Here is a 23,966-nt window from a genome sequence, read left to right as displayed (position 1 = left end):
GGGTCGATGCAGCCAAAGCTCGCCACGGCATTAACGCTTTAACTTTTAACTCGCAACTTTTAACTCGCTCTACTTTCCGTCCCTCAACCTAATAGCCAGCCTATCGGGCAGTCCTGCCATCAGAATCTTGCCCTGCGCTTTGATGATGTCGTAGGGAAGGCGGTGGAAGGTGATGGTGGCTTCGTCGGTGTCATAGATCGCGCAGGCGACACGCCAGTCGCCGTCGCGGGGTTGGCCGGCGGATCCGGGATTGATGAGGTAGCGGCACTCTGGGTCGAGCTTCAGGACCCAGGTCTCGGCGACTTCGCGGGAGCGGTACTCGGGAATCAGTTCGCGCCAGGCGGTGCCTTGCTGGATGAAGCCTCCCTGCACATGGGTGTGACCGAAGAAGGTGAGCGGCTGCTGCATCTGTTGCAAGGGAGCCCACGCATCGCGCACGTTGAGGATGTAGTCGTCTTCATCGAGCGGGGAGCCATGCACGCAAGCTACGGCAACGCCCTCGGGGTAGAGGGGGCCTTGCGGCATAGCGCGTACCCAATCCATGTTGGTGGGCGAGAGAGCCTCCTGTGTCCACAGAGCGGCTGCACGGGCGATGGGATTGAAGTTCAGGGAAGAGGTCAGGCCGGCGGCGACACGGTCATGGTTACCGCGGACATGCAGCGAGCCAACTGCGCGAATCTTTTCAACGACGTCATTCGGGCTGGCGCCGTAACCAACGACATCCCCGAGATCCCATATCCTGTCGACGGCCCCGGCGGCTTCGAGAACAGCCTCTAAGCCTTCCAAACTTCCGTGAATATCAGAGAGAACAAGCGCGCGCATGACAGATAAATTCAGTGTTCGGCGCGCAACGGTTATGGGTTGGGCCTGCACACCAATGTAACAAGATTGGGTGGAAAGTTAAAAACTTGAAAATAGAGGGCTCAAGAAGATCCCTGCAAAGAGAAGCAGATCCTTCCCTTTCGTTCATGATGACCCGCTGAAGTTTGATGGCACGCTCTAAACCTGGGCGAGAGGTTTAGACCGGTCAGTCTGCATGGTCGGGGCTGAGGCCAGCAGGCGCTTCGTATAGGGATGCTGCGGCTGGTGGAAGATTTCGTGGACCGTCGCATGTTCCACGATTCGTCCATGCTGCATGACGGCGACGCGGTCCGATGTCTGTGCCACGACCGCGAGATCGTGCGAAATGAAGAGCATGGAGAGCCCGTGCCGTTCGCGGAGGTCCGCCAGCAGACGCAGAATCTGTGCCTGGACGGTGACGTCGAGCGCCGTTGTCGGCTCGTCGGCGATGAGCAGCCGGGGCTGGTTCACGATCGCCATGGCGATCAGGATGCGTTGTCGTTGTCCGCCGGAGAACTGGTGCGGATAGTCATCATAGCGGCGGGCAGGGTCGGGCATTGCAACCTGCACGAGCGACTCCAGAACGCGCTCCTTCACCTCCGCACGAGAGAGGTTGGGGTGATGTGCACGGACCGCCTCGGCGATCTGGGTGCCGATGCTGGAGACCGGATTAAGAGCGGTCATCGGTTCCTGGAAGATCATCGCGATCTCGCGGCCACGTACCTGTCGCATGGCCTCTGTCGAGAGTGCCTGCAGGTCACGCCCGTTGAAACGGACCTGGCCGCGGACTTGCGCCGAGGGAGGCAGCAGCCGCAACACGGCCAGCGATGTGGCGGATTTACCACTGCCCGACTCACCCACAAGCCCGAGCGACTCACCGGCGGCGACGTCGAGATCGATGCCATCGACCGCGGGGCGGTCTCCGCCGAAGGATACCTGCAGGTTGCGGACTTCGAGCAGTGAGCTCATTACTCCGCTACGTCCGCCAGGGCTGTGAGTGTCTTTTCGAGCGATGCAGAGTCTTCGACATTGAGGGCCTTCTGATTGCGGTCGATCTGGCGCATCAGGCCGGTGAGGACACGTCCCGGGCCAACCTCGATGAAGTGGGTTGCGCCTTGGGCGACGAGGGTTTGTACGCATTCCACCCAACGAACTGCGCCGGTGACCTGGCGGATGAGGGCATCGCGGGATTCAGCGCGGCGGTGCTCGACACGGGCGTCGACGTTGCAGACGACCGGAATCTGCGGGTCGTGGAAGTTGACCTGCTCCAGATAGGTGGCGAGCTGATGCCTGGCGGGAGCCATCATGGAGCAATGGAAAGGAGCACTGACGGGCAACATGACGACTCGCTTTGCGCCAGCCTCTTTGCAGAGCTCAGCGGCGCGCTCTACGCCTTTGATGGCGCCGGAGATTACGGTCTGCTCGGGAGCATTGAGGTTGGCGGCGGAGACGACCGAATCGGTCTCATCCCAGGCGCGGGCGCAGAGCTCTCCGATGGTGGCGGCGGGCAGGCCCAGAATGGCGGCCATGGTGCCCTGGCCAGCGGGGACAGCTTCCTGCATGAACTTGCCACGATTTTTCACGGTGCGGACAGCGTCGGCGAAGCTGATAGTACCGGCGGCGACATGGGCGGAGTATTCGCCCAGCGAGTGTCCGGCGGCGATGGCTGGCCGAATGCCCTTCTCTTCGAGCACACGCAGAGCGGCGACAGACGCCGTCAGGATGGCAGGCTGGGTATTCTCTGTGAGCTTCAGATCCTCTTCCGGACCTTCGAAGCAGAGCTTCGAGAGCGGAAACCCAAGCGCTGCATCGGCTTCGTCGAAGACCGCTTTTGCGACCGGAAAACTGTCATAGAGATCGCGGCCCATCCCGACCGCCTGGGAACCCTGCCCAGGAAAGAGAAACGCCAGTTTTTGCATGCTCATAGGGGCATGGTAAAGGAGGGCAGTTGCTAGTTGCTAGTTCCTGGTTGCTGGTTAAAAGCCAAAAGCGTGATCCGACGGACCACGCTTTCCTATTGAATCCACAATCGTTATACGAGACTGAACAACTAGCAACCAGGAACCAGCAACTGCCCTAAATTCCCACGCCAAACTCGACATCCTGCATCTCGTCACCGGCATGCGAGTAGATGTCGTAGGGGGTACGGCGATTGAACTTGTAGCGTTGGCGCAGTTCGCGGCCGACGAAGAGGCCGAGGGCGACCGCGCCCAGACCGGCGGAGACCCAGCCGACAGTCTTCAGCACGCGCGAGCGCGACGCCTCGCTGCTGGGTAGAGATTCGATCACTACGGCAGGAATCTTATCGAGCCTTGTGCCAAAAATACGGCGCTTTCCAAACGGCTTCATGCCATGCATCATAACGCACCATCGGCATGGCTTGCAGAAAGCCTTAGTTTCCGGGGAAATTTTCTTCCCATGAGTAACCAACTCGCCAACTTCGGGTTCATAAGAAGGTGATGAAGATACGTTCCCGGCTTCGTTTCCTGGTCTTACCGCTGCTGATCCTGTCGTTTACCGCCCGCGCGCAGCAGCCGCTGATGAACCGGATACCTGAGGGGGTGGAGCTGATGGGCTCCGCTGGGTCGCGCTCCAGCTTCAGTTTTGACAAGGCGATGCTGGACTCAGCGGATTCTCTCATCGCGGACGAAGACGCCCGCCGCGCTGCTGCCGCGATCCATGGAATTACCGTCACCAATTATCACTTCCGCGACGAGATCGGCTATGACCCTCGGCAGCTGGAGTCAGTGGCCGCCGAGTACAAAGCCGCCGGATGGAAGCACCTGGTCAATGCGAACCAGCGCGATCCCGGTACCGGTACCGATCTGTGGATGCACTTCAGCGGAGCGCAGATCGACGATGTCTCGGTACTGATCCGCCAGTCGCGACAGATGAGCTTCATCTCGATCTCGTGCCGGCTCCGTCCGTTGGACCTGCTGCATCTGAGCGGTCACTTCGGGATCCCGAAGGTGGACCCGAATGCGGTGATGGTCCCTGCTCCGTAGGAGCAGGAACCAGTTGCTGGTTGCTAGTTCCTAGTTGCTAGTGAGAAGCAAGGATGGCTAACGCCACCAGTTATGCGGCCAACTAGCAACTAGGAACCAGCAACTAGCAACTAGAATTGCTCCACCTGCCGCAGCAGCGCCAGCTTCCGTTCCGGGCCTAAGAAGCTGGCTTCTACGGAATTGGCGGCGAGTTCGCGCATCTGTTCCAAGGTGAACTCGAGTTGTTCGTGGGCGAGGATGTACTCGTCCAGCAGATTGGCTCCGAACATCGGTGGGTCGTCGGAGTTGAGCGTGACCATCAGTCCCGAATGGAAGTAGTCGCGGGCCGGGTGGGAGTCGAGCGAAGGGCAACAGCCGGTTTTCAAGTTGCTGGTGATGTTCAGCTCGAGCGGAATCTGCTTTTCCGCGAGCACTTCCAGAAGCTCCGTATCCTGGGCGGCGGTGAGAGCATGGCCGATGCGTTCAGCGCCGATGTTGATGGCGGACCAGATGCTGTGCGGGCCGACTGACTCACCGGCGTGTGCCGTCAGCCGCAGGCCGGCCTTTTTTGCTTCGAGATAGAGATCGCGGAACTGATCGGCGGGGCCGCGAGCTTCATCGCCGCCGATGCCGATACCGACGATGCTGGGATACTGTTCGCGCAACTCGGCCGCTTTGCGAAAGACGCGGGCGGCTTCGTCTACCCCGAAGTGGCGTACAGCATCGATGATCCAGAGCAGCGTGACGCCGAAGTCTTTTTCAGCGCGGAGACGTCCTCGCTCCATGCCTTCAACGAATGGCTCGACTTCAAGCTGCTTGATGAAATAGATGATGCCGAAAGAGATGTAAACCTCGGCATGCACAACACCCTGCGACGCGAGCGCACTGACCATGTTGTAGGTGATCAGCTCATAGTCTTCGGGTGTCTGCAGACGTTCGGTCACTGACTTGAACGCCATCAGGAACTCAAGGAAGTTCTCGTACCGGTAGAGTTTGCGGGCTTGTTCCAACGAAAGGGGAGTGTCGTCGTGGCGGCGGGAGAGCTCGACCAGGGTCTCCGGCTCAATGGTGCCCTCGAGATGCAGGTGCAACTCACATTTCGGCAGGCGCCGAAGCCAGTCGCGCGGTTCGAGATCGAAGGGATACAGAGGCCGTTGCGGCATGACTGTTAGTGTACCGGGCGATAGGGGGTGCGACGTGATGAACGTGTTTCTAGGGCGTATCGACAAATTCCAGATAGCCATGCTCTGGGTGCCCCATCCCTCACAGACAGAGGAGGCCCAAGGCTAAAAGCCCGTCTACTTTTACGCCTTTATCAGCGGGCTCAAGCCTGGCTCAAGCCCGCTGCTCCCACCACCTTCAGTCATGCTGTATCAGATCAACTGAATTTGTCGCCCTAGCCGAAGAGTGCGAAGGGTAATAATAGCTACTTTTCCTGCAACGTAACGATGCTCTGAGCCTTAGGCGCGAACTCGCTGCGCTTGCGGCTGTAGAGGAAGTAGACAAAGAGGCCGATCACCAGCCACACGAAGAAACGTACCCAGGTGATAGCCGGCAGGCCCGCCATCAGAAGCACGCAGCAGAGCGTGCTGAGGACGGGAATGACCGGACCGAAGGGAACGCGGAAGCCGCGATGACGTTCCGGCTGGCGGCGCCGCAGCACGATCACTCCAATTGAGACCAGAACGAAAGCGAAGAGAGTGCCGATGTTCGACATCTCGGCGAACGAGCCCACGTCGAAGAGTCCTGATGGAATGGCTACAAGGATACCGGCGAACCAGGTCGAGAAGGCCGGTGTGCGGTACTTCGGGTTCAGGCTGCTGAAGACATCGGGCAGCAGGCGATCGCGGGACATGGCGAACCAGACGCGCGCCTGACCGAGCTGGAAGACAAGGATGGAAGAGATCATGCCCACGATGGCTCCGAGGAGCACGGCCAGACGCACCCAATGCAGGTGATGGCCTTCCGGTGTGAGGCTGATGCGTTTGAGGGCCGTTACCACGGGGGCAGCGTCGCCCGCGATGGACTGCCAGGGCACGATGCCCGTCAGGGTGGCGGCGACTCCCACGTAGAGCAGGGTGCAGATCACCAGCGTGGCGATGATGCCGATGGGAACATCGCGCCTGGGATCGCGGCACTCTTCACTCGCGGTAGAGACGGAGTCGAAGCCGATATAGGTGAAGAAGATGATGGAGCCGCCGGCGAGAACACCGGGGAAGCCATTGGGAACGAACGGGTGGTAGTTGCCCGGATGGATGAAGCTCAGGCCGAAGAAGATGAAGAGCAGGATGGCGAAGATCTTCACCAGCACCATGATGTTGTTGGTCCGGGCAGATTCGCGGATACCGCGGACCAGGATCACGGTGAGGATAAGCACAATGAGGAACGCCGGGATGTTGAAGCCGACGTGCCAGCCTGGTTTGTAGATGTCATGTCCGGCGAGATCCTGCAGGCCAAGCGGCAGATAGGCCGGGGAAAGCCACTTGGGATCCATCTTGATGCCGAGCCAGTCAATCAGGTCGACGACGTGTGCCGCGAAGCCGACGGAGACGCTCATGTTCGAGAAGGCGTATTCGAGGATGAGATCCCAGCCGATGATCCAGGCGATAAGCTCGCCCAGAGTGGCGTAGGTGTAGGTATAGGCCGAGCCGGCAATAGGGATCATGCTGGAGAGCTCGGCATAACAGAGTCCGGTCAGGCCGCAGACGATGGCGACCAGAATCAGAGAGAGCGCCAGGGCAGGGCCCGCGCCTGGACGGCCGGCGACCGAACCGTGGTGCAGGATCAGGTCAATGATGGGCGAAGCCTTCCAGTCCGCAAGTTTGGAAGGATTGCCTCCGATGGCCGTTCCAATGACAGTGAAGATGCCGGAGCCGATAACGGCGCCGATGCCCAGTGCGGTAAGTGAGACCGGTCCGAGCGTCTTTTTCAGGCTCCGTTCCGGTTGCTCTGACTCAGAGATGAGCTTGTCAATGGACTTGGTGGCGAAAATTTGCCGGGCCAGCGGAGTGCTCCTGCGGATGTGGTGTGTGGTTCAGGTTCGATTACAGCAAGATTACGTCCTAGAGGCAATGATTCCAGGCAGCAAAAAGCAAGGCCCGCCGCATAGGCGGGCCTTGCCTTGAATGCTTGTTGGAAGAGCGTGCGTCTCTAGCGCTTGGACTGACCGCGCGTCAACTTCCGTACCTTCTTCTTGTTGGAGCCGCGCGGGGTGGTGCGCTTGGCCTTGGGAGCCGCCTTCTTGCGGGCGGCGCGCTTCAGTTTCTTGCGCTCTGCTGTGTCGGTAACGCTCTTGGTATTTGCCACTGTCTTCTCTCTGTTCTCTGAAAACGTTGCACGCCCAGGTCGCCCGGATGCGGAACTTCTGAATACGGAATCCCGATACGACGAATTCCGGATACGACTTAGATGCGTTCGAGCTGGGCAAACTTCTCCACCAGCTTCTTAACGCCGTGCTTCTGAAATTCTACCGTAATTTTGGCGTCATCCCCCTCGCCTTCGCGCCGGACCAGAATTCCTTCCCCATATTTGGGGTGCCGGACACGGGTTCCGCGGGCCATTCCGGTCTTGCCGGTGGGCTCGGGGAGATCCATCTTCGGGCGGGAGACCTTCTGGCCACGCTGCGAGAAGAAGCTGGCGATGTTGTCCATGGAGGAGCCGGAACGGCCGCCTCCACCGCTGCCGGCGCCATAGCGTTGCTGCGGACGTCCGCGGTTGCCGGACTGGTCTTCGTCCTCGTAGGAATAGTGGCGTTCGCCCTCTTCGTAGGGATCGCGCCGCTGCTGGCCATATCGGTTACCACCGCCATAGCGGGAGTAGCTGTCGCCGCTCGACCACGATGGAGTGGGCCGCGGGCTGCCGAGATCTTCCATCAGGCGGGAGGGAATCTCCGCCAGGAAGCGTGAGGGCATGCTCGCCTCTGGCATGTCATTGCCGTAGCGGCGACGATATCGTGCCCTAGTGATGATGAGCGTATCCATCGCGCGGGTGATGCCCACATAGCAGAGGCGGCGCTCTTCTTCCAGACCGGTGGGGTCTTGCAGGACACGCGAGTGTGGGAAGAGTCCCTCTTCCATGCCGCAGAGAAAGACCAGCGGGAATTCCAGGCCCTTGGCGGCATGCAGGGTCATCAGCGTGACCTTGGCATCGGCCTGGTACTGGTCAACGTCGGAGACCAGGGCGGCGTGATCGAGGAAGTCGGCCAGAGTCTCGCCGCGCTCCTGGGCGTCCTGCGCGGCGTTGGCGAGTTCCTTCAGGTTTTCAATGCGCGAGAAGGCTTCGGGCGTGCCTTCTTCCTCAAGAGCGCGGATATATCCGGAACGGTCGTTGAGGAACTTGATCAGCTCAGGCAGCGTGGCCGGATCGCCGGGTGCACGGAAGCCGTCGATGCGGGTGCTGGTCTCAAGCTTTTCCGTGGAGGCATCTTCCTTGGAAGCATCGGCTTTGGACGCAGGAGTGGGCTTCTCTACCACCGGAGCGAAGGGATTGAAGGAGACGTCTTCGGTGCCATGTGCATTTTCCGGAGCGATGGACGATTGTTCTTCCGTTGGGCCGAAGTCGAAGTTGAAGTTGAAATTGAAGCTGGTATCGAAGGAGGCGTCAGCCTCTTCGTTTTCAATCTCTGCTTCCGCTTCGGCGAACGAAAACGATACGTCTTCTTCTGCCGCGGCGGCTGTATCTTCGGCAAGCTTCTCTGCGAAGCCAGGGCCAAGCATGGCGCGCGCATCTTCGATCAGCCGTTTGAAGCCTTCGAGCGCGGTGAGGGCACGTTGCGGCAGCAGGCGCTGTTTGATCGCCTGGCCAATGGCGTCCCATGTGGACATACCGGTCTCGAGTGCAAGACGTTCGAGCGTCTCCATCGTCGTCTTGCCGATGCCGCGAGCAGGCGCGTTGATGACACGTGCCAGGCCGACAGAATCATGCGGATTCTGGACCAGCTTCAGGTAGCTGATCATATCTTTGATCTCGGACCGTTCGTAGAACGAGAAGCCGCCCACCATCGTGTACTTAATTTGGTAGCGGCGCAGCGCCTCTTCCACCAAACGTGATTGCGAGTTGGTGCGGTAGAGAATGGCGCAGCGCGCCTCGCCGTCTCCTTCCGAAGCGGTTCTTAGATAACTCTTCAGGCGATCGGCGATAAAGAGAGCTTCATTCTCTCCATCAGGAGCTTCGTAGTAGCCGATCAGCGATCCGCCATCGCGCGTTGTGAAGAGATTCTTGCCCTTGCGTTGCGTGTTGTTCGAGACGACGGCACCGGCGGCTTCAAGAATGACCTGGGTGGAACGATAGTTCTGTTCCAGACGGATGGTCTGTACCTCTGGAAAGTCTTTTTCGAACTCGAGGATGTTGCGGATATCGGCGCCGCGCCAGCTGTAGATGGACTGGTCTTCATCACCGACGACGCAGACGTTGTGATGATCGCCGGCGAGCATCTTCATCAGCTCGTACTGCGGACGGTTGGTGTCCTGGTACTCGTCAATGAGGATGTAGCGATAGCGGCGGTTGTAGCGCTCGCGTGTTTCGGAGGAGGACTTGAAAAGGCGTACGGTCTCGAGCAGAAGATCGTCGAAATCGAGTGCGTTGGCCTTGGCCAGCTCCTGTTTATAGATCTTGAAGATGTGTGCGATCCGCTCTTCCAGGGGATTGGTGGAGTTGAGGAAGTACTCCTGCGGATCGATCATGTGATTCTTCGCCCATGAGATGCGACCGAGCGCAACACGCGGCTTCAGCTGCTTGTCGTCGATGCCCAGCCGCTTCAGTGCCTGCTTGACGACGGCCTGCTGATCGGTCTCGTCATAGATGGCGAAGTTTTTGGTGAGACCGACGTTATTCACACGCAGGGCTTCGATATCGCGGCGCAAGGTACGCACACAGAACGAGTGGAAGGTCGAGATCGAGGGCTTGGAGAGCGATCCGTGGCCCAGCAGTGAGAGGACGCGCTCCTCCATCTCCTTCGCGGCCTTGTTGGTAAAGGTCACGGCGAGGATGGAATCAGGAGAGACACCCCGTTGATCAATCAGGTACGCGATGCGATGCGTGATGACACGGGTCTTACCGGAACCGGCGCCGGCAAGCAGCAACACAGGACCGTCGACGGTCTCTACACCGGCTCTTTGCTGCGGATTCAACTTGTCGAGAAGATGCTGCAAGACGAGAAAACTACTCCTCCATCAAGTTTACCGCCGCAGCGCACAAGAGCATATAAGACAGCCGCGGTGAATGGACGTTAGCAAGTAAAGTGCAGAAAATTACTCGAAATTAATTTCGAAAAAAGGTGGAACAAAGTTGGAACAGGCCGCGTAATGCCTCCTGCGTGACGAAATCACCTGAACCTAGGCAGATGAGATTCGATCAGCCACCGCAAAGGAGAGAAACTCAAATGAACCGTCAGACTGTTACGCGCGCCGCTTTCGCTATCGCCTTCACCGCCATGACTTTGGCCCCTACCGCGCATGCCGCGTCGTTCTTCAAGAAGGGCACTCCGGATACGCAGACCTCCATGAAGAAGGCCGGCAAGACTATCAAGTTCACCGTTCGTAACGATTCCAATGAGGCACGCGAGCTTCGTATCGGCGATGATGTCGTGACGATCGCCGCCAAGAGCAGCAAGCAGCTCGAAGCCGCTGACGGTACCCGTGTTTACAGCAACACTGCCACCGACAAGGTCGCCGCTGGCACTCTGATGGTGCAGCTTTCCAAGGATATGAACAACGCGACCCTGGCGTTGAACTAAAAATTCACATTTCTCAATCCCCTCCCCTTACCCGGATGGCTGGCGGTGAAGGCGTACTCTAATGGAGTATGTCTTCGCCGGCAGCCATCTCGCCTTCCCGTAATATCTGTGTCTTTTGTGCCTCTGCCAATGGAGCACGGCTCGAATATCGTGCCGATGCCGAGGACCTGGGGCGACAGCTAGCTCTGCAAAATATTGGCCTTATCTATGGCGGCGCCCGTGTGGGCCTGATGGGCGCAGTGGCTGATGCGACACTTCGCGCCGGCGGCCGTGTGACCGGTGTCATTCCGCATGTGCTGGTCGATATGGAAGTAGCGCATCACGAGATAACCGAACTTCATATCGTGAAGACGATGCATGACCGCAAGGCCCTGATGGGAGAGAAGGCAGATGCGTTTCTGATTCTGCCCGGCGGCTTCGGGACGTTGGAAGAGCTCTTTGAGGTGCTGGCCTGGTCGACACTGAAGCTCCATTCCAAACCGATCGTGCTGTTGAATACGGCAAAGTTCTGGGACGGCATGTTGGCGTTTCTGGATCATTGCATCGCGGAAGGTGTGTTAACCCAGCCAAGACGAGAGTTGCTGCTGGTAGCCGATACGGTGGACGAAGCGATCCGGCTTTGTCTGGGATAGTGCGCCGCGTTCCGGGCGTCGCGATCTGTTGAATCTTTCACGTTCATCGAACCATCCAAGCGTAGGTATGCCTACTCTGTTTGATCCCATCCGCGTCGGTGACCTCGATCTTCCTAACCGTATCTTCATGTCACCGCTGACGCGGCTGCGTGGCACGCCAGACCATGTACCCACGCCAATTCAGGCGGAGTATTATCGTCAGCGCGCGAGCGCCGGGCTGATTATCAGCGAGGGAACACCCGTGGCTCCTTTGGGTGTTGGATATCCGCAAGTGCCGGGGATCTGGAGCGATGAGCAGGTTGAGGCGTGGAAGCCGATTACGCAGGCAGTGCATGAGGCCGGCGGCCGCATTTTTGCCCAGATCTGGCATGTCGGCCGCATCTCGCATTCGAAGCTACTCAACGGTCAGTTGCCGGTAGCGCCGAGTGCGATTGCTGCGCCGGGAACAGTGAATGTGCTGCGGCCGCAGGTCTCGTTCGAGACGCCGCGTGCGTTGACGATCGCAGAGATCAAAGAGGTGGTAGAGCAGTTCCGCCGCGGAGCACAGAATGCACAGCGTGCCGGTTTCGATGGTGTAGAGCTGCATGGAGCGAACGGATACCTGCTCGATCAGTTCCTGCAGGATGGGCCCAATCATCGTGAGGATGAGTATGGCGGGAGTCTGGAAAATCGCGCGCGATTGATGCTGGAGTGTGCGGATGCCGCCATCAGTGTGTGGGGACCTGACCGGGTTGGTATGCATCTAGCTCCACGTCCGGGAGCACATGGCATTCAGGATTCAAATCCAGCCGCGACCTTTGGATATGTAGTAACGGAGCTTGGTAGGCGGAAGATCGCTTTTATCTGCGCCCGTGAGCGCGTGGCGGAAGACAGCCTGGGGCCGGAGCTGAAGAAGAAATTCGGCGGCGTCTATGTGGCGAATGAAGCGTTCACCTTTGAGCAGGCAGGCAAGGCGTTGAAGGATGGCTGGGCCGATGCCGTGGCGTTCGGGAAGCTGTTTATCGCCAATCCGGATCTGCCGCGGAGGTTTGCGGAAGGGCTGACGTTGAATCAGCCGAATCCGGAGACCTTCTATACGCATAATCCGGAAGGGTATGTGGATTACCCGACGCTGCCTGAGGACTGAGACATAGGTGAGAGCAGCGGGCTTCAGCCCTCCGAAATGAAAAAATTGTAAAGATACATGGGTTTAAGGCCCTGGGCTCTCTTTCGGTGGACAGAGATGCCCAGGCTTCTAGAGGCTGCGGAAGTCAACTTGCAAAAAGCGCAAACCATCGCGTCAGAACGCCCTATAAGCGATCCGTGGACATTGGTACGGAGAATCAAGAATCAAGCGCTGAAGGCGCGTTCTATACCAGCCTGGGGCAACGCCCCAGGTACGGAGATAGGAAACGGTAAGAGGGCTGAAGGCCAGCCCTTTCAAGGTCTTTGCAAAATGAGAAAAATGCGCCGCCAGATTTACTGACTTGGTTCTTTTGCGCGTTTAGTTGAAGGTTTGGCAAGGGAAATCATTTTGAGTTAATGCTGAGTGATACATCGAAATGCATCTCTCGATCTTTTAATAGCGACGAAGACAAATGAAAGGCGAACAGAAACATATCTTGGCCCCAAAGACCTTGAAAGGGCTGGGGCTGAAGGCCCGACCGATAATCCCCAATCGTCGCAAACGAAACGGTTCGTGAGACCTCGTATGGCTGGTATAGGTCGCGCCTTCAGCGCTCAACACGTCTTTCTGGCTCAATAAGGAATAGGCTTTTGGGTATCGATTCGCCCTAAATCTTTTCGACGACGACAGCGGTGCCGTAGGCAAGCACTTCGGTGACACCCTGCATGATTTCCGTGGCATCGTACTTGGCGGCAATAACTGCATTGGCTCCGCTCTGCTCGGCATGCAGCAGCATCATCTGGAAGGCATCGTTGCGGGTTTTCTCGCAGAGGTCGCTGAGGATAGTGATATTGCCGCCGATCAGCGTCTGCAGACCGGCGCCGATGGAGCCGAAGATTGAGCGCGAGCGTACCAGAATGCCGCGGACGACACCTACATTTCGAACGATGCGATAGCCAGGCAGCTCAAACGCGGTGGTGACCATAGACGGATCGATAGGCATGGAGTTCTCCTTGCGGGGAATTGTACGAGGAGGGGGTTTACGTAGTTCCAGATTTTCTCTGGCCGGGTGCCCCACCCTCGGGGGTCCCCACGAACTTTGTTCGTTGGGGTGAACGGTCGCAGCGCCAGGGTAGGAAGGGAATACCCAAAATCTGTACCTAGCTGCGCAGCTTCTCCAACAGAGCAGTAACCGCGCCGCAATCGATGGTTGATTGCGCCAGGGCCACACCCTCTTTCAGCGTGGCTGCTTTGCCGGCGACAACCAGTACAGCGGCCGCATTCAGCACCACGATATCGCGGCGTGGGCCTTGTTCTCCGGCGAAGATGGCGGTGAGGATAGCTGCATTTTCTGCTGCATCGCCGCCGCGGACCTCGGAGATAGGAGCGCTCTTCAGGCCGACTTCTTCCGGTCTCAATGTCATCAAAGAGACAACGCGTCCCTTCACTTGGGCGACCTGTGTGGCGCCGTCAAGCGTGATTTCGTCCAGACCGTTTCCATGCACGATGAAGGCATGCCGCGTATTGAGCATGGCCATAGCTTCGGCGACGACCGGAACCAGGTGCGGAGCATAGACACCCATCACCTGAGAGGGGGCTCCGGCGGGGTTCGCCATGGGACCGAGAATGTTGAAAACCGAACGGACGCCAAGGGCGCGGCGTACCAGATTGACGGCCTTCATCCCGGGATGCAGTTCCGGCGCATGAAGAAAGAGAAAGCCATCGCGCCGCAGGACCTCAACGCCAGTCTCCGGAGATTGCGAGATGGGAATGCCCAAGGCTTCTAAAACGTCAGCCGAGCCGCACATGGAGGTGACGGAGCGGTTGCCGTGCTTCGCAACCCGGGCTCCGGCGGCGGTGGCGACCAGGGCCGCCGCCGTGGAGATATTAAACGTGCCGCTCAGGTCTCCGCCGCTGCCGCAGGTATCTACCAGCATTTCGCGCTCACTGGCGTCCAGGGGAAACCGTAGGGCGGCCGAACGCATGGCCTCAGCAAAGCCTGCGATCTCAGCGGCGGTCTCGCCCCGGGTAGCAAGCGCGGTAAGCAGACCGGCCAGTGTGATCTCGGTAAAATCGCCGGCGAGGATCTCGGCCATCAGGGCACGGGACTCCTCACGTGTGAGTATGGCTTTCTGTTCGACGATGCGCTTGAGAGTGAGGGAGAGACCCATATCCGTCTTTTTGAGGGTAGCATTTAGATGCGAAACCGCCGGGAATGTCATCTAATACCCGTATGCGCTGGATGGCACTCGTCGCACTCTTCGTGACGCTCTCCGCAGCTGCGCAGGATCCGCAGCGAACGGCGAAGGCCGGCGATGACGCCAATAGAATCCGCAGCGTCCCGACAAACGACAACTATTCCGTGCCGATTGATTCCATTGACTATGACAATCCCATGGGGCATCCGGAGAACCGCCCGGCAGCGCCTCTCTGCGACCCGGAACAGATCGAGGTGAAGATCGGCGCGGACAATGCCTCGAATGGGCAACACGGCATTCCCATCAGCTTCCGTAACGGCAGTAATTTCTCCTGTTCGTTCTCATCGGTAATGGTGATGCAGCTCGAGAACAGCTCCGTGGTTCAGGAGCGGGTGCGGCAGGGAAATACATGGGTGATGAAGACCGTGACGCGGTACCGTCCAGTGCCGCTCACGACCTGTCAGAACTGCGGTGGATTCCACTTCAACTCGAGTATCGGGCAGGAGATGGTCGTGGAGCCCGATGCGGTGGTTTACGCGATTATCGGCTTCAGTTCGCTCAACTCCGCCCCCTGTGCCGATCCGGACACTTTCAGTTGGTTGACGCGTCCAGGCAGCCAGATGCAGCACGTTCCTGTCTCATTGCATGTCTGTGCGCCGCTGCGATTCTCCGGAATTATTAAAAGTTTGCCCGATGGCTTCTTGACACCGTAACCCGGTTCGAACATCGCACGAAAGTGCGATCTCCGGTTGCGCCTCGTTCTGCGGCTCGACTACGATCATTTGCGGATAGCTCCGGAACCATGAAAATTCACGAGTATCAGGCAAAAGAGATCCTGCGGAAGTATGGCGTCACCGTCCCTGCCGGTGAGATGGCCACCACGCTGGAAGAGGCCGATAAGGCCGCCAAGCAGCTCTTCTCCAACGGCGCTCCCGCCGTGGTCGTCAAGGCGCAGATTCACGCCGGCGGCCGTGGCAAGGGTGGCGGTGTGAAGGTTGCCAAAACGATCGACGATGCCAATACCGCGTCGAAGGCGATCCTGGGTATGCAGCTGGTGACGCATCAGACCGGACCGCAGGGCCAGAAGGTGCAGCGCCTGCTGGTCGAAGAGGCTTCGGCCATCGATCGTGAGCTGTATCTCGGTATCGTGCTCGACCGCGCTTCGGCCAAGCTGGTGTTCATGGCCTCTCAGGCCGGCGGCATGGAGATCGAAGAGGTTGCCGCGAAGGATCCTGAGGCGATCTACAAGGAGTACATCGATCCTGGTATCGGCCTGCAGCCATACCAGGCGCGTAAGCTCGCCTTCAAGCTAGGTCTGAAGCCAACGCAGGTTGGCCAGGCGGTGCAGTTCATGATGGGCCTGTATAAGGCGTTCGTTGAGACCGACTGCTCGCTGCTGGAGATCAATCCCTTCATTACGACGAAGGACGACAAGCTCGCCGCGCTCGACTGCAAGATCAACTTTGATGACAATGGCATGTTCCGTCACAAGGATTTGAAGGAGCTGCGCGACATCACCGAAGAGGATCCGCTCGAGGTGGAAGCCAGCAAGTTCAACCTGAACTACATCCGCCTGGAAGGCAACATCGCCTGCATGGTGAACGGCGCCGGTCTGGCAATGGCGACGATGGACATCATCAAGTACGCCGGTGGAGCTCCGGCGAACTTCCTGGACGTGGGCGGCGGCGCCAGCCAGGAGCAGATCGAGCAGGCCTTTGGCATTCTGTTGAAAGATCCGAATGTGAAGGCGATCTTCATCAACATTTTCGGTGGCATTCTGCGCGTGGATGTGCTGGCGACCGCTGTTGTGGCCGCTGCAAGAAATCTTGGCGTCAACATTCCGATCGTCCTTCGCCTGGAAGGCACGAACGTGGAAGAGGGCCGCAAGATTCTGAAGGAGAGCGGTCTGAAGTTCGAAGTGGGCGCAACGATGAAGGAAGCCGCTGACCTGGCTGTCGCGGCAGCCAAGGGGGTGGCGTAATGGCAGTACTGGTCGATAAGAACACGCGACTGATCGTTCAGGGCATCACCGGCCGCGAGGGTACGTTCCACGCCAAGGCCTGCGCCGAGTACGGTACCAAGGTTGTGGGCGGTGTGACGCCGGGCAAGGGCGGCACCATTCACGAGGGCTGGCCTGTCTTCAACACGGTGGAAGAGGCCGTGCGCGAGACGGGCGCTAATGCCAGCGTGATCTTCGTTCCTCCGCCGGCTGCGGCTGACGGCATTCTGGAAGCGGTTGATGCCAGGCTCCCGCTCGTTATCTGCATCACCGAAGGTATTCCCGCGTTGGATATGGTGAAGGCGTGGCCAATCGTGAAGAACTCGCAGTCGCGCCTGATCGGGCCGAACTGCCCGGGCGTGATTTCGCCGGGTAAGGCGAAGATCGGTATCATGCCCGGCCGTATTCACAAGGAAGGTAACGTCGGTATCGTCTCGAAGTCGGGCACACTGACCTACGAGGCGGTTTACCAGCTCACGACCCGCGGTATAGGCCAGTCGACGGCGATCGGCATCGGCGGCGACCCGATCATCGGCACGACGCACATTGATGCGCTGAAGCTGCTGCAGGACGATCCGGAGACTGAGGCGATCATCATGATCGGCGAGATCGGTGGATCGGCAGAAGAGGCAGCCGCGGCTTTTATCAAGGAGCATGTCACCAAGCCTGTGGTCGGCTTTATCGCCGGTCAGACGGCGCCTCCGGGACGCCGTATGGGCCATGCCGGTGCGATCATCTCCGGTGGAGAAGGTACAGCGCAGAGCAAGATGGAAGCGATGCGTGCAGCCGGTATCCACGTGGTGCAGTCGCCCGCGGAAATGGGCGAGATGATGGCCAAGGTGTTGGGCAAGGCTTAGTTTCGGTAACAGAATCAGGGAGGGGCGGCTTCGGCCGCCCCTTCTTACTTAGGCAAGAATCTGTTCTCAAGATTTCACTAGTTTTGGTTCCGGCAGGAATGTCGCGTTTGGGCAGGCAAAGCGAGGCGGTCACTCACCATCTGATGCTTCCATCGGAGGAGAGACAGCATGTCGAATCTCACAGATCAGGATCATCGCGTAGTTCCGGGACAGGTGAAGGAAGATCAGGTCACCTCATATATCGAAAAGCACACATCACAACTTCCAAGTTCGTTCTATCTAGGTGTCGCGGGTATTTCTGTAGCCGCATCGCTGGTCCTCAAACTTACTGGCCGCGACCGGGATGCTCAGTTTGTTGGTCAATGGGTCGCTCCATTCTTATTGTTCGGCATCTACAACAAGCTGGTAAAACAGCATGGCTCCGATGCGCAGGTTCATGATCGCAATGGAGAGCAGGAGTTACGTGCGGCGTAATCCTGCGTGGCTTCCATGGCAACCTGAGCGCCGAAGTGTGGCATCCCCACCTTCGGCGCAAGTTTTATCGTCTAAGATTTCAGACGGCATGGCGCCAGCAAAAATGACGCTGATTCTGCTCTGGAGATGCGAAATGAAACGTACTGCACGGTTTATTTTTCCCCTGCTCCTTGCCCTGCTGATCGCTCCTCTAACCGCCTATGCGCAGCAGCAATCCAAGTGGTCCAACGAGGATGCTTCGCGGATTGCGCGCGAGGTGCAAAAGCAACTTCTGCGATTGCCCAATTACAGCGTCTTCGACAGCCTGCACTTCGGCCTGCGCGGTGGCGTCGTGACTCTCGGCGGTTATGCCAGCCGGCCAACGTTGAAAGACGATGCGGCCCGCGTTGTGAAAAAGATCGAGGGCGTGACCGAGGTCGATAACCAGATCGAGGTTCTGCCGAACTCGCCCAACGACGACCGTATCCGCATGGCGGTCTATACCAACATCTACAGGCAGCCGGCGCTTCGCAAGTACACTTCGAACTTTCCGAACGCGGCGCTGACGCCATCGATTCCGCGGGCTGCCGGCGGCATCACCTGGGATCCGCCGCTTGGCTATCACGCAATTCACATCATCGTGAAGAACGGTAACGTGATCCTGGCCGGTGTGGTGAATAACGAGAGCGATTCCATCATCGCGCAGATGCAGGCGAACTCTACGCCAGGTGTCTTCGGTGTGGAGAATCAGTTGATCGTGGCTTCACAGCCGAAGAAAGAGAAGTAACGTTACAGAAAATTTCTGGCCGGGGATGGATGGGATGCCATACTTAGGCATTCCACCTCCTGAGCTTTCTTCATGTTCCGAGCTGTAGCCCTTGTGGCACTTCTACTGCCTTCCGCCCTTTCTGCACAAAGTTCGCCAAAACTCCCGAATTCCAACGCTTCCTACCTCGCACTTCGGGGTTCTTTGCCGGCGGGTAACGGAGTAAACGTTCAGAACTTTGACCTCAAACGCGAAGTAGGGCTATTTCATTTCAAGTCCGGCACGTTTTACTTTTTTGCGCCGGTCGCTGGACGGACGACCGGCGCAATCTTCGTCGGTACCGGCAATTTCGAGATGGCGCCCCACGACCCCGCAGAAAAGCACAGTCTCAGCCTCATTCTCAAGGGAGATTCCTTTCAGCGCGATTTCACGACGCTGGCATTACGTTTTACTGACGATACCGAGGCGTTGATCCGCAAGGCATCGATAGGGGAGACGCTTACCACGCCAGCCGCGATCTCCTCCGGCCAGGAACTACAGCGGCTCTTCCGGAATGAGTTGCTTTATAACGTCGAAGCTCGCCTGCTGCAGGATATCGACGCACCTGGAGGCTTCTTCTTGGCCACATTCAAAGGGCAGGGTGCATTTTCCAAACGCTATCTCTATGTGCTCGATCCATATGGGGTTTACTGGTCACAACCGGACGAGATCGCACTCCTCAGCTCCGGTGACGAAGATTATGACGTCACTGTCGGCCTGCGGTTGAAAGACAGCAAGGGACATGAGGCGTTTTCTGTCAAACAGCAGGACATCACTACGAAGATTGAGAAAAACGGCAAGATCGCCGCACAGGCCACCACGCAGTTGACGATTGGAAAAGATGGGGTGCGGGTTCTCCCATTTCATCTCTACCCCACGCTGCGTGTTTCCGCTGTGACCGCATCTTCCGGAGAAGCTCTGGACTTTATCCAGGAGAGTAAGGATCACTACTCCCAGTTTGCCGTTGTGCTGTCCAAAGCGGGCAAGCAAGGCGATGCCATCTCCATCAAGATGGAATACGCGGGACCAGATGTTGTCGAGAATCTGGGCAATGGCAACTACTATCCCATCGCCCGGACCTCCTGGTATCCCTCGGGTACTTCATCGCTGGGCAGCTACGTAGACTACCACCTAACCTTCACCGTGCCGAAGGGGCTGAAGGTTATTGCCACCGGGAAGCAGGTGCGTGAAGTCACCGAAGGGAATACTGTGATTTCAGAATGGAAGACCGATATTCCTATTGCAGTCGCCGGCTTCAACATCGGCGACTTCAAACAGCTCTCCGGTGAATTGCCGGACAAGTCTTTGAAGATCGACACCTTCGCCAATAAAGAACTCCCCGATTATCTCCAGCCGCTTCGCAACGGCGCGGGAATGGGAACCCTGAACACCCTCAGTATGCAACCAGGTCAGCTCGCGGACGGAGCAGCAGCGCTTCAGGTCTACACCGACTACTTCGGTAAGCTCCCTTACGATCATGTCTCCCTCACGCAGCAGGGAGCCTGTACGTATGGTCAGGCTTGGCCGATGCTCGTTTTTCTACCTATTTGTGGCTTCTTCGATAGCCAGCAATTGCATATGCTTGGCCTTGATCGGAGCGATCCCGGCTTCTGGAATGAAGTTACTGCCCACGAGGTCGCGCATCAGTGGTGGGGACAGATGGTCGGCTTTGACAGCTACCGAGATCAATGGATGAGTGAAGGTTTTGCTGACTTTTCCACCAGTCTGTTTCTGCTACACGCCCGCAGAGACATGAAGGGATATCAGAACTTCTGGGAGACTCAGCGTCGCCGCATCCTCGAAAAAGTCGCGAATGGAAAACGCGCCGTCGATGTCGGCCCGGTCACCATGGGAGTTCGTCTGAATAGCTCGGCAGTCAAAAACGATATCTACCAGCGCCTCGTCTACGGCAAGGGGGCGTACATTCTGCACATGTTGGAGATGCTGTACTACGACAGCCAATCCGGTGAAATGCCATTCAAGCGGGCGCTCCAGGACTTCTGCGCTACCTACCGCAACAAGCCGGCAACGACGGAAGATTTCAAGACGGCCATGGAGAAGGACCTTCCTCCCTGGATGGACCTCGATGGCAACAAAAAGCTCGACTGGTTTTTCGACGCTTATGTCTATGGCACGACCGTGCCGCATTACACAATCGAATCTTCTCTTCAGGAGAAGAACGGAAGCAAGGTCTTGCACTTCAAACTCACGCAGAGCGGCGTTCCCGATACCTTCCGCATGTTGGTTCCGCTCTATATCGATCTGGGGGAGGGCAAACAAAGCCGCCTGGGCGTTGCGCATCTTCACGGCAATACGTCTACGGAAAAGGATATTCCCGTTCCTGCGAACGTTACCCCCAAGCGGGTCTTCCTTAATGCATTTCATGATCTGCTGAGCGATTAGAGCAATTCTCCTAATACTGTAGTGTTGGATAAATCTGTGAATGCCGTTTTCTTCGAAGGAAAACGGCGCAAACTGCCAAAACTTCACCCAGCGAACTCGTTCGCTGGGGACCCCGATACTCCGCTCTACGCCTTTAGGAGAACTGCTCTAGGCGCCTACGCGTTATGCTTGCAAACATGATGCAAGCTGACGAGTCCCGCCGCCGCTTTCTTGGCGTGTGCGCCAAAGCCGGTGTGGGCGCCACGTTGTTTCCTGGTGCGTTGTACACCCTGGCCGCTCAGGCGCAGCAGGACACGGGCGCAGACCCCGGCACGTTTGCAAAGATCACGCCGGAGATGATTGACCAGGCCGCCGCGATGGCGGGGCTGACGATCACCGAGGAGCAGAAGAAACAGTTGCTCGACGGCGTTGTTGAACAGCGTGACTCCATTCGCCAGCTTCGGGATCTGCATCTGCCGAACCGTGTGGCCCCTGCATTTTCGTTTGATCCTGTGCCTCCGGGGATGAAGCTTGAGACGGCGAAGAAGCCTGTGGTATTGGGAGCAGCGCCCGATGTCAGCGGACTCTCCCTCAGCAATGAAGAGAAGCTGGCTTTCGCCACGGCGAGAGAGCTGGGCGAACTGGTGCGGACTCGTAAGATCACGAGCATCGATCTGACGAAAATGTATCTGTCGCGGCTCAAGCGCTTTGATCCGCAACTGCATTGCGTCATCACTCTCACCGAAGAGCGCGCCCTGCAGCAGGCGGCGGAGGCAGATCGGCAGATTGCTGCAGGCAAACATCTGGGACCGCTGCACGGCGTCCCCTGGGGTGCGAAGGATCTGCTCAGTGTGAAGGGATACCGCACCACATGGGGAGCGGCCGGCTTCGAAGAGCAGCAGTTTGACACTACCGCGACGGTGGTCGACCGGCTCGACAAGGCCGGAGCCGTGCTGGTTGCCAAGCTGAGTATGGGAGCCCTGGCGCAGGGTGATCTGTGGTTCGGTGCGCGTACACGCAATCCGTGGAATACGAAGCAGGGTTCAAGCGGGTCGTCTGCCGGTTCAGGCTCGGCGGTGAGTGCCGGTCTGGTGGGTTTTGCCAACGGGACTGAGACGCTGGGGTCAATCTCGTCTCCGGCAACCCGCTGCGGTGTTACTGGACTGCGGCCGACATTCGGTTTCGTGCCGCGCACAGGAGCAATGGCACTGAGCTGGACGATGGATAAGATCGGCCCCATCTGTCGCAGCGTGGAAGATTGTGCGCTGGTGATGGAGGCCATCCACGGTCCCGATGGACAGGACCGGATGGTCAAAGAAGCATCATTCTGCTGGGATGCGCGTTTCGACTGGAAGAAGCTCCGTGTCGGTGTGTTGTCAGCGGCGTTTGAGGCGCCGAAATTCGAAGAGCCGAAGCGCAAGGACGGCGAGGCAGATGCAGCATTCGCCGAGCGGGTGGCGATGGCGAAGCGGAACTATGAGCGCGCGGTCTACGACAACCGTTACGAACGGGCATCGCTGGATGCGTTGAAGAAGATGGGTGTGACGTTGATTCCGGTGGAGCTGCCGAAGCTTCCCTGGGGAGCGATCACTCCGGTCCTGGAGGTCGAGGCGGCAGCCGCGTTCGATGAACTTACCTTGAGCGGACGCGATCGCCTGCTGACCGGACAAGGCTCCGGCGACTGGCCGAATACCTTCCGCATCGCTCGTTTCTACTCCGCGGTGGATTATGTACAGGCGATGCGTGCCCGCACTCTCGGCATGGAACAGATGGCGGAGCTCTTCGCGAAGGTGGATGTGATCGTGACTCCCTCGGGCGGCCCGCAGCTTCGCGCTACCAATCTAACGGGGCATCCGGCAGTAATTGTTCCCAACGGCTTGCGGGGCGACGACGCGCCGTTGCCGTGGAAGACAGGCGATGGTGACCCGGCAAACACCGGCGGGCCGGGTACGATGACGAGTATTACGTTCCTCGGCCAGCTTTACTCTGACGCACGGCTGGCCGCATTTGCACACGCGTACCAGGAGGCTACCGGCTTCCACAAACTTCATCCGAAGCTTGCCTGATATGTCTTTTGTCGTCGCTCACAACCTGGTGAAGGAGTACCCGGCAAAGAATGCCGCTGGTAAGGTGCGCGTGGTGGACGATGTCTCGCTGACGATCGAACGCGGCGAGACACTTGGATTGGTAGGGGAATCAGGCTCAGGCAAGAGCACGGTCGCTCGCATGCTGCTCCGTCTGGTAGAACCAACTGCGGGTTCTGTACATGTGGATGGGGTCGACGTGCTGGCGGCAGGACGTTCGGGCATGCATGCTCTGCGGCGTCGTATGCAGGTGGTCTTTCAAGATCCTTACTCGGCGCTGAATCCGCGGATGCGTGTGCGGCAGATCCTCTTGGAGCCGTGTGCGATTCATGGTGCACCCGCGGGGATGCGGCCCGAGGAGCGGGTGCAACAACTGTTGCATGAGGTAGGGCTTGATGCGTCAGCGCTGGAGCGTTATCCGCACGAGTTCTCCGGTGGCCAACGGCAGCGCATCAACATTGCCCGTGCGCTGATGTTAAGGCCGGAGTTCCTGGTGCTGGATGAGCCGGTGAGCGCACTGGATGTTTCGGTTGCGGCGCAGGTGGTGAACCTGCTGCGCGAGCTGCAGCGGAGCTATGGGCTGACGTATCTGTTCATCTCGCACTCCATGCCGCTGGTGCGGTATCTTTGCGATCGCGTCGCGGTAATGCAGCGTGGCAAGTTGGTGGAGATCGGAGAGGCGCTCGAGGTATGCGATCATCCGCGTGAGGCTTACACACAGCAGTTGATTGCGGCGACGCCGGAGTTGCCCGTCTAGGGTGCTGTTCCCAAATACGACAGAGGTAGGCGTGTTGGTTAGAAGACAGCGGTTGCCTTGCCCACCCTAACTCCGTGAGGGTGGGGCACCCCGGAGAGATGATACGTAGAAGCAGGGCTACGAAATGACAAATAAAA

The 23,966-nt window shown here is 58.4% G+C and carries 22 protein-coding genes; 12 read left to right on the top strand and 10 right to left on the bottom strand.

Annotated elements, in window-relative coordinates; translation table 11 throughout:
* Positions 1 to 69 precede the first annotated feature (69 nt).
* From OHL21_RS22975 to OHL21_RS22960, 4 genes are all read right to left on the bottom strand, one after another.
* Positions 70 to 822: a metallophosphoesterase family protein gene (locus OHL21_RS22975; RefSeq protein ID WP_263419639.1), complete on the bottom strand. Its 753-nt coding sequence runs from the start codon at positions 820 to 822 to the stop codon at positions 70 to 72.
* Positions 823 to 999: 177 nt separating this feature from the next.
* Positions 1,000 to 1,809: an ABC transporter ATP-binding protein gene (locus OHL21_RS22970; protein WP_263419638.1), complete on the bottom strand. Its 810-nt coding sequence runs from the start codon at positions 1,807 to 1,809 to the stop codon at positions 1,000 to 1,002.
* The gene (fabD, locus tag OHL21_RS22965; RefSeq protein ID WP_399259276.1) at positions 1,809 to 2,759 is read right to left on the bottom strand and encodes an ACP S-malonyltransferase; all 951 of its coding nucleotides are present in this window, start codon (positions 2,757 to 2,759) and stop codon (positions 1,809 to 1,811) included. The genes OHL21_RS22970 and fabD overlap by 1 nt, the downstream gene beginning before the upstream one ends.
* A gap of 157 nt (positions 2,760 to 2,916) precedes the next feature.
* Positions 2,917 to 3,189 carry a hypothetical protein gene (locus OHL21_RS22960; RefSeq protein ID WP_263419636.1) on the bottom strand — a complete coding sequence of 91 codons (273 nt, stop codon included), beginning with the start codon at positions 3,187 to 3,189 and terminating at the stop codon, positions 2,917 to 2,919.
* Positions 3,190 to 3,299: 110 nt separating this feature from the next.
* On the opposite strand from OHL21_RS22960, the gene OHL21_RS22955 reads away from it, so the two are divergent.
* Positions 3,300 to 3,845, top strand: a complete 546-nt coding sequence (locus OHL21_RS22955) for a hypothetical protein (protein ID WP_263419635.1) — start codon at positions 3,300 to 3,302, stop codon at positions 3,843 to 3,845.
* Between the two features lie 110 nt (positions 3,846 to 3,955).
* On the opposite strand, the gene add is transcribed toward OHL21_RS22955, so the two are convergent.
* From add to OHL21_RS22935, 4 genes are all read right to left on the bottom strand, one after another.
* Complete coding sequence (gene add / locus OHL21_RS22950; protein ID WP_263419634.1) at positions 3,956 to 4,987, bottom strand: adenosine deaminase; 1,032 nt, start codon at positions 4,985 to 4,987, stop codon at positions 3,956 to 3,958.
* 263 nt (positions 4,988 to 5,250) lie between these two features.
* On the bottom strand, positions 5,251 to 6,816 hold the full coding sequence (locus OHL21_RS22945; RefSeq protein ID WP_399259274.1) for an amino acid permease: 1,566 nt from the start codon (positions 6,814 to 6,816) through the stop codon (positions 5,251 to 5,253).
* Positions 6,817 to 6,974: 158 nt separating this feature from the next.
* Positions 6,975 to 7,130 carry a hypothetical protein gene (locus OHL21_RS22940; protein WP_263419633.1) on the bottom strand — a complete coding sequence of 52 codons (156 nt, stop codon included), beginning with the start codon at positions 7,128 to 7,130 and terminating at the stop codon, positions 6,975 to 6,977.
* Positions 7,131 to 7,228: 98 nt separating this feature from the next.
* Positions 7,229 to 9,973 (bottom strand): ATP-dependent helicase, encoded by a 2,745-nt coding sequence (locus OHL21_RS22935; protein ID WP_263419632.1) that lies wholly within the window; start codon positions 9,971 to 9,973, stop codon positions 7,229 to 7,231.
* 230 nt (positions 9,974 to 10,203) lie between these two features.
* On the opposite strand from OHL21_RS22935, the gene OHL21_RS22930 reads away from it, so the two are divergent.
* From OHL21_RS22930 to OHL21_RS22920, 3 genes are all read left to right on the top strand, one after another.
* Complete coding sequence (locus tag OHL21_RS22930) at positions 10,204 to 10,557, top strand: hypothetical protein (protein WP_147646937.1); 354 nt, start codon at positions 10,204 to 10,206, stop codon at positions 10,555 to 10,557.
* Positions 10,558 to 10,625: 68 nt separating this feature from the next.
* Positions 10,626 to 11,189 (top strand): LOG family protein, encoded by a 564-nt coding sequence (locus OHL21_RS22925; protein WP_263419631.1) that lies wholly within the window; start codon positions 10,626 to 10,628, stop codon positions 11,187 to 11,189.
* Positions 11,190 to 11,256: 67 nt separating this feature from the next.
* A complete protein-coding gene (locus OHL21_RS22920) occupies positions 11,257 to 12,315 on the top strand; it encodes an alkene reductase (protein ID WP_263419630.1) in 1,059 nt (352 codons plus the stop codon).
* Between the two features lie 646 nt (positions 12,316 to 12,961).
* On the opposite strand, the gene OHL21_RS22915 is transcribed toward OHL21_RS22920, so the two are convergent.
* Both OHL21_RS22915 and trpD read right to left on the bottom strand, forming a co-directional pair.
* Positions 12,962 to 13,297 carry a YbjQ family protein gene (locus tag OHL21_RS22915; protein WP_263419629.1) on the bottom strand — a complete coding sequence of 112 codons (336 nt, stop codon included), beginning with the start codon at positions 13,295 to 13,297 and terminating at the stop codon, positions 12,962 to 12,964.
* Positions 13,298 to 13,454: 157 nt separating this feature from the next.
* Positions 13,455 to 14,465: an anthranilate phosphoribosyltransferase gene (trpD, locus tag OHL21_RS22910; protein WP_263419628.1), complete on the bottom strand. Its 1,011-nt coding sequence runs from the start codon at positions 14,463 to 14,465 to the stop codon at positions 13,455 to 13,457.
* Positions 14,466 to 14,509: 44 nt separating this feature from the next.
* On the opposite strand from trpD, the gene OHL21_RS22905 reads away from it, so the two are divergent.
* The 8 genes from OHL21_RS22905 to OHL21_RS22870 all read left to right on the top strand — a co-directional run bounded on the left by OHL21_RS22905 (position 14,510) and on the right by OHL21_RS22870 (position 23,829).
* A complete protein-coding gene (locus OHL21_RS22905; protein WP_263419627.1) occupies positions 14,510 to 15,205 on the top strand; it encodes a hypothetical protein in 696 nt (231 codons plus the stop codon).
* 89 nt (positions 15,206 to 15,294) lie between these two features.
* Entirely contained in the window at positions 15,295 to 16,473 is a 1,179-nt protein-coding gene (gene sucC, locus OHL21_RS22900; protein WP_263419626.1) for an ADP-forming succinate--CoA ligase subunit beta, read from the top strand.
* Complete coding sequence (gene sucD / locus OHL21_RS22895; RefSeq protein WP_263419625.1) at positions 16,473 to 17,348, top strand: succinate--CoA ligase subunit alpha; 876 nt, start codon at positions 16,473 to 16,475, stop codon at positions 17,346 to 17,348. Before sucC ends, sucD begins: the two co-directional genes overlap by 1 nt.
* A 168-nt stretch (positions 17,349 to 17,516) precedes the next feature.
* A complete protein-coding gene (locus OHL21_RS22890; protein ID WP_263419624.1) occupies positions 17,517 to 17,822 on the top strand; it encodes a hypothetical protein in 306 nt (101 codons plus the stop codon).
* A gap of 133 nt (positions 17,823 to 17,955) precedes the next feature.
* Positions 17,956 to 18,588 (top strand): BON domain-containing protein, encoded by a 633-nt coding sequence (locus OHL21_RS22885; RefSeq protein ID WP_263419623.1) that lies wholly within the window; start codon positions 17,956 to 17,958, stop codon positions 18,586 to 18,588.
* 93 nt (positions 18,589 to 18,681) lie between these two features.
* Positions 18,682 to 21,009: a M1 family metallopeptidase gene (locus OHL21_RS22880; protein WP_263419622.1), complete on the top strand. Its 2,328-nt coding sequence runs from the start codon at positions 18,682 to 18,684 to the stop codon at positions 21,007 to 21,009.
* Positions 21,010 to 21,173: 164 nt separating this feature from the next.
* Positions 21,174 to 23,054 carry an amidase gene (locus OHL21_RS22875; protein WP_263419621.1) on the top strand — a complete coding sequence of 627 codons (1,881 nt, stop codon included), beginning with the start codon at positions 21,174 to 21,176 and terminating at the stop codon, positions 23,052 to 23,054.
* A 1-nt stretch (position 23,055) separates the two neighbouring features.
* A complete protein-coding gene (locus tag OHL21_RS22870) occupies positions 23,056 to 23,829 on the top strand; it encodes an ATP-binding cassette domain-containing protein (RefSeq protein WP_263419620.1) in 774 nt (257 codons plus the stop codon).
* Positions 23,830 to 23,966: the final 137 nt, after the last annotated feature.

The organism is Terriglobus albidus (genome assembly GCF_025685425.1).
Lineage (GTDB): Bacteria > Acidobacteriota > Terriglobia > Terriglobales > Acidobacteriaceae > Terriglobus > Terriglobus albidus.
Note: the sequence above shows the minus strand (reverse complement) of the source record. Positions and strands in the feature narration are given on the sequence as shown.

What these genes read in the sequence shown, in the direction of transcription:
- OHL21_RS22975 (WP_263419639.1), bottom strand. Translation starts at nt 822, where the DNA reads ATGCGCGCGCTTGTTCTCTCTGATATTCACGGAAGTTTGGAAGGCTTA.
- OHL21_RS22970 (WP_263419638.1), bottom strand. Translation starts at nt 1,809, where the DNA reads ATGAGCTCACTGCTCGAAGTCCGCAACCTGCAGGTATCCTTCGGCGGA.
- fabD (WP_399259276.1), bottom strand. Translation starts at nt 2,759, where the DNA reads ATGCAAAAACTGGCGTTTCTCTTTCCTGGGCAGGGTTCCCAGGCGGTC.
- OHL21_RS22960 (WP_263419636.1), bottom strand. Translation starts at nt 3,189, where the DNA reads ATGAAGCCGTTTGGAAAGCGCCGTATTTTTGGCACAAGGCTCGATAAG.
- OHL21_RS22955 (WP_263419635.1), top strand. Translation starts at nt 3,300, where the DNA reads ATGAAGATACGTTCCCGGCTTCGTTTCCTGGTCTTACCGCTGCTGATC.
- add (WP_263419634.1), bottom strand. Translation starts at nt 4,987, where the DNA reads ATGCCGCAACGGCCTCTGTATCCCTTCGATCTCGAACCGCGCGACTGG.
- OHL21_RS22930 (WP_147646937.1), top strand. Translation starts at nt 10,204, where the DNA reads ATGAACCGTCAGACTGTTACGCGCGCCGCTTTCGCTATCGCCTTCACC.
- OHL21_RS22925 (WP_263419631.1), top strand. Translation starts at nt 10,626, where the DNA reads ATGTCTTCGCCGGCAGCCATCTCGCCTTCCCGTAATATCTGTGTCTTT.
- OHL21_RS22920 (WP_263419630.1), top strand. Translation starts at nt 11,257, where the DNA reads ATGCCTACTCTGTTTGATCCCATCCGCGTCGGTGACCTCGATCTTCCT.
- OHL21_RS22915 (WP_263419629.1), bottom strand. Translation starts at nt 13,297, where the DNA reads ATGCCTATCGATCCGTCTATGGTCACCACCGCGTTTGAGCTGCCTGGC.
- trpD (WP_263419628.1), bottom strand. Translation starts at nt 14,465, where the DNA reads ATGGGTCTCTCCCTCACTCTCAAGCGCATCGTCGAACAGAAAGCCATA.
- OHL21_RS22905 (WP_263419627.1), top strand. Translation starts at nt 14,510, where the DNA reads ATGTCATCTAATACCCGTATGCGCTGGATGGCACTCGTCGCACTCTTC.
- sucC (WP_263419626.1), top strand. Translation starts at nt 15,295, where the DNA reads ATGAAAATTCACGAGTATCAGGCAAAAGAGATCCTGCGGAAGTATGGC.
- sucD (WP_263419625.1), top strand. Translation starts at nt 16,473, where the DNA reads ATGGCAGTACTGGTCGATAAGAACACGCGACTGATCGTTCAGGGCATC.
- OHL21_RS22890 (WP_263419624.1), top strand. Translation starts at nt 17,517, where the DNA reads ATGTCGAATCTCACAGATCAGGATCATCGCGTAGTTCCGGGACAGGTG.
- OHL21_RS22885 (WP_263419623.1), top strand. Translation starts at nt 17,956, where the DNA reads ATGAAACGTACTGCACGGTTTATTTTTCCCCTGCTCCTTGCCCTGCTG.
- OHL21_RS22875 (WP_263419621.1), top strand. Translation starts at nt 21,174, where the DNA reads ATGCTTGCAAACATGATGCAAGCTGACGAGTCCCGCCGCCGCTTTCTT.
- OHL21_RS22870 (WP_263419620.1), top strand. Translation starts at nt 23,056, where the DNA reads ATGTCTTTTGTCGTCGCTCACAACCTGGTGAAGGAGTACCCGGCAAAG.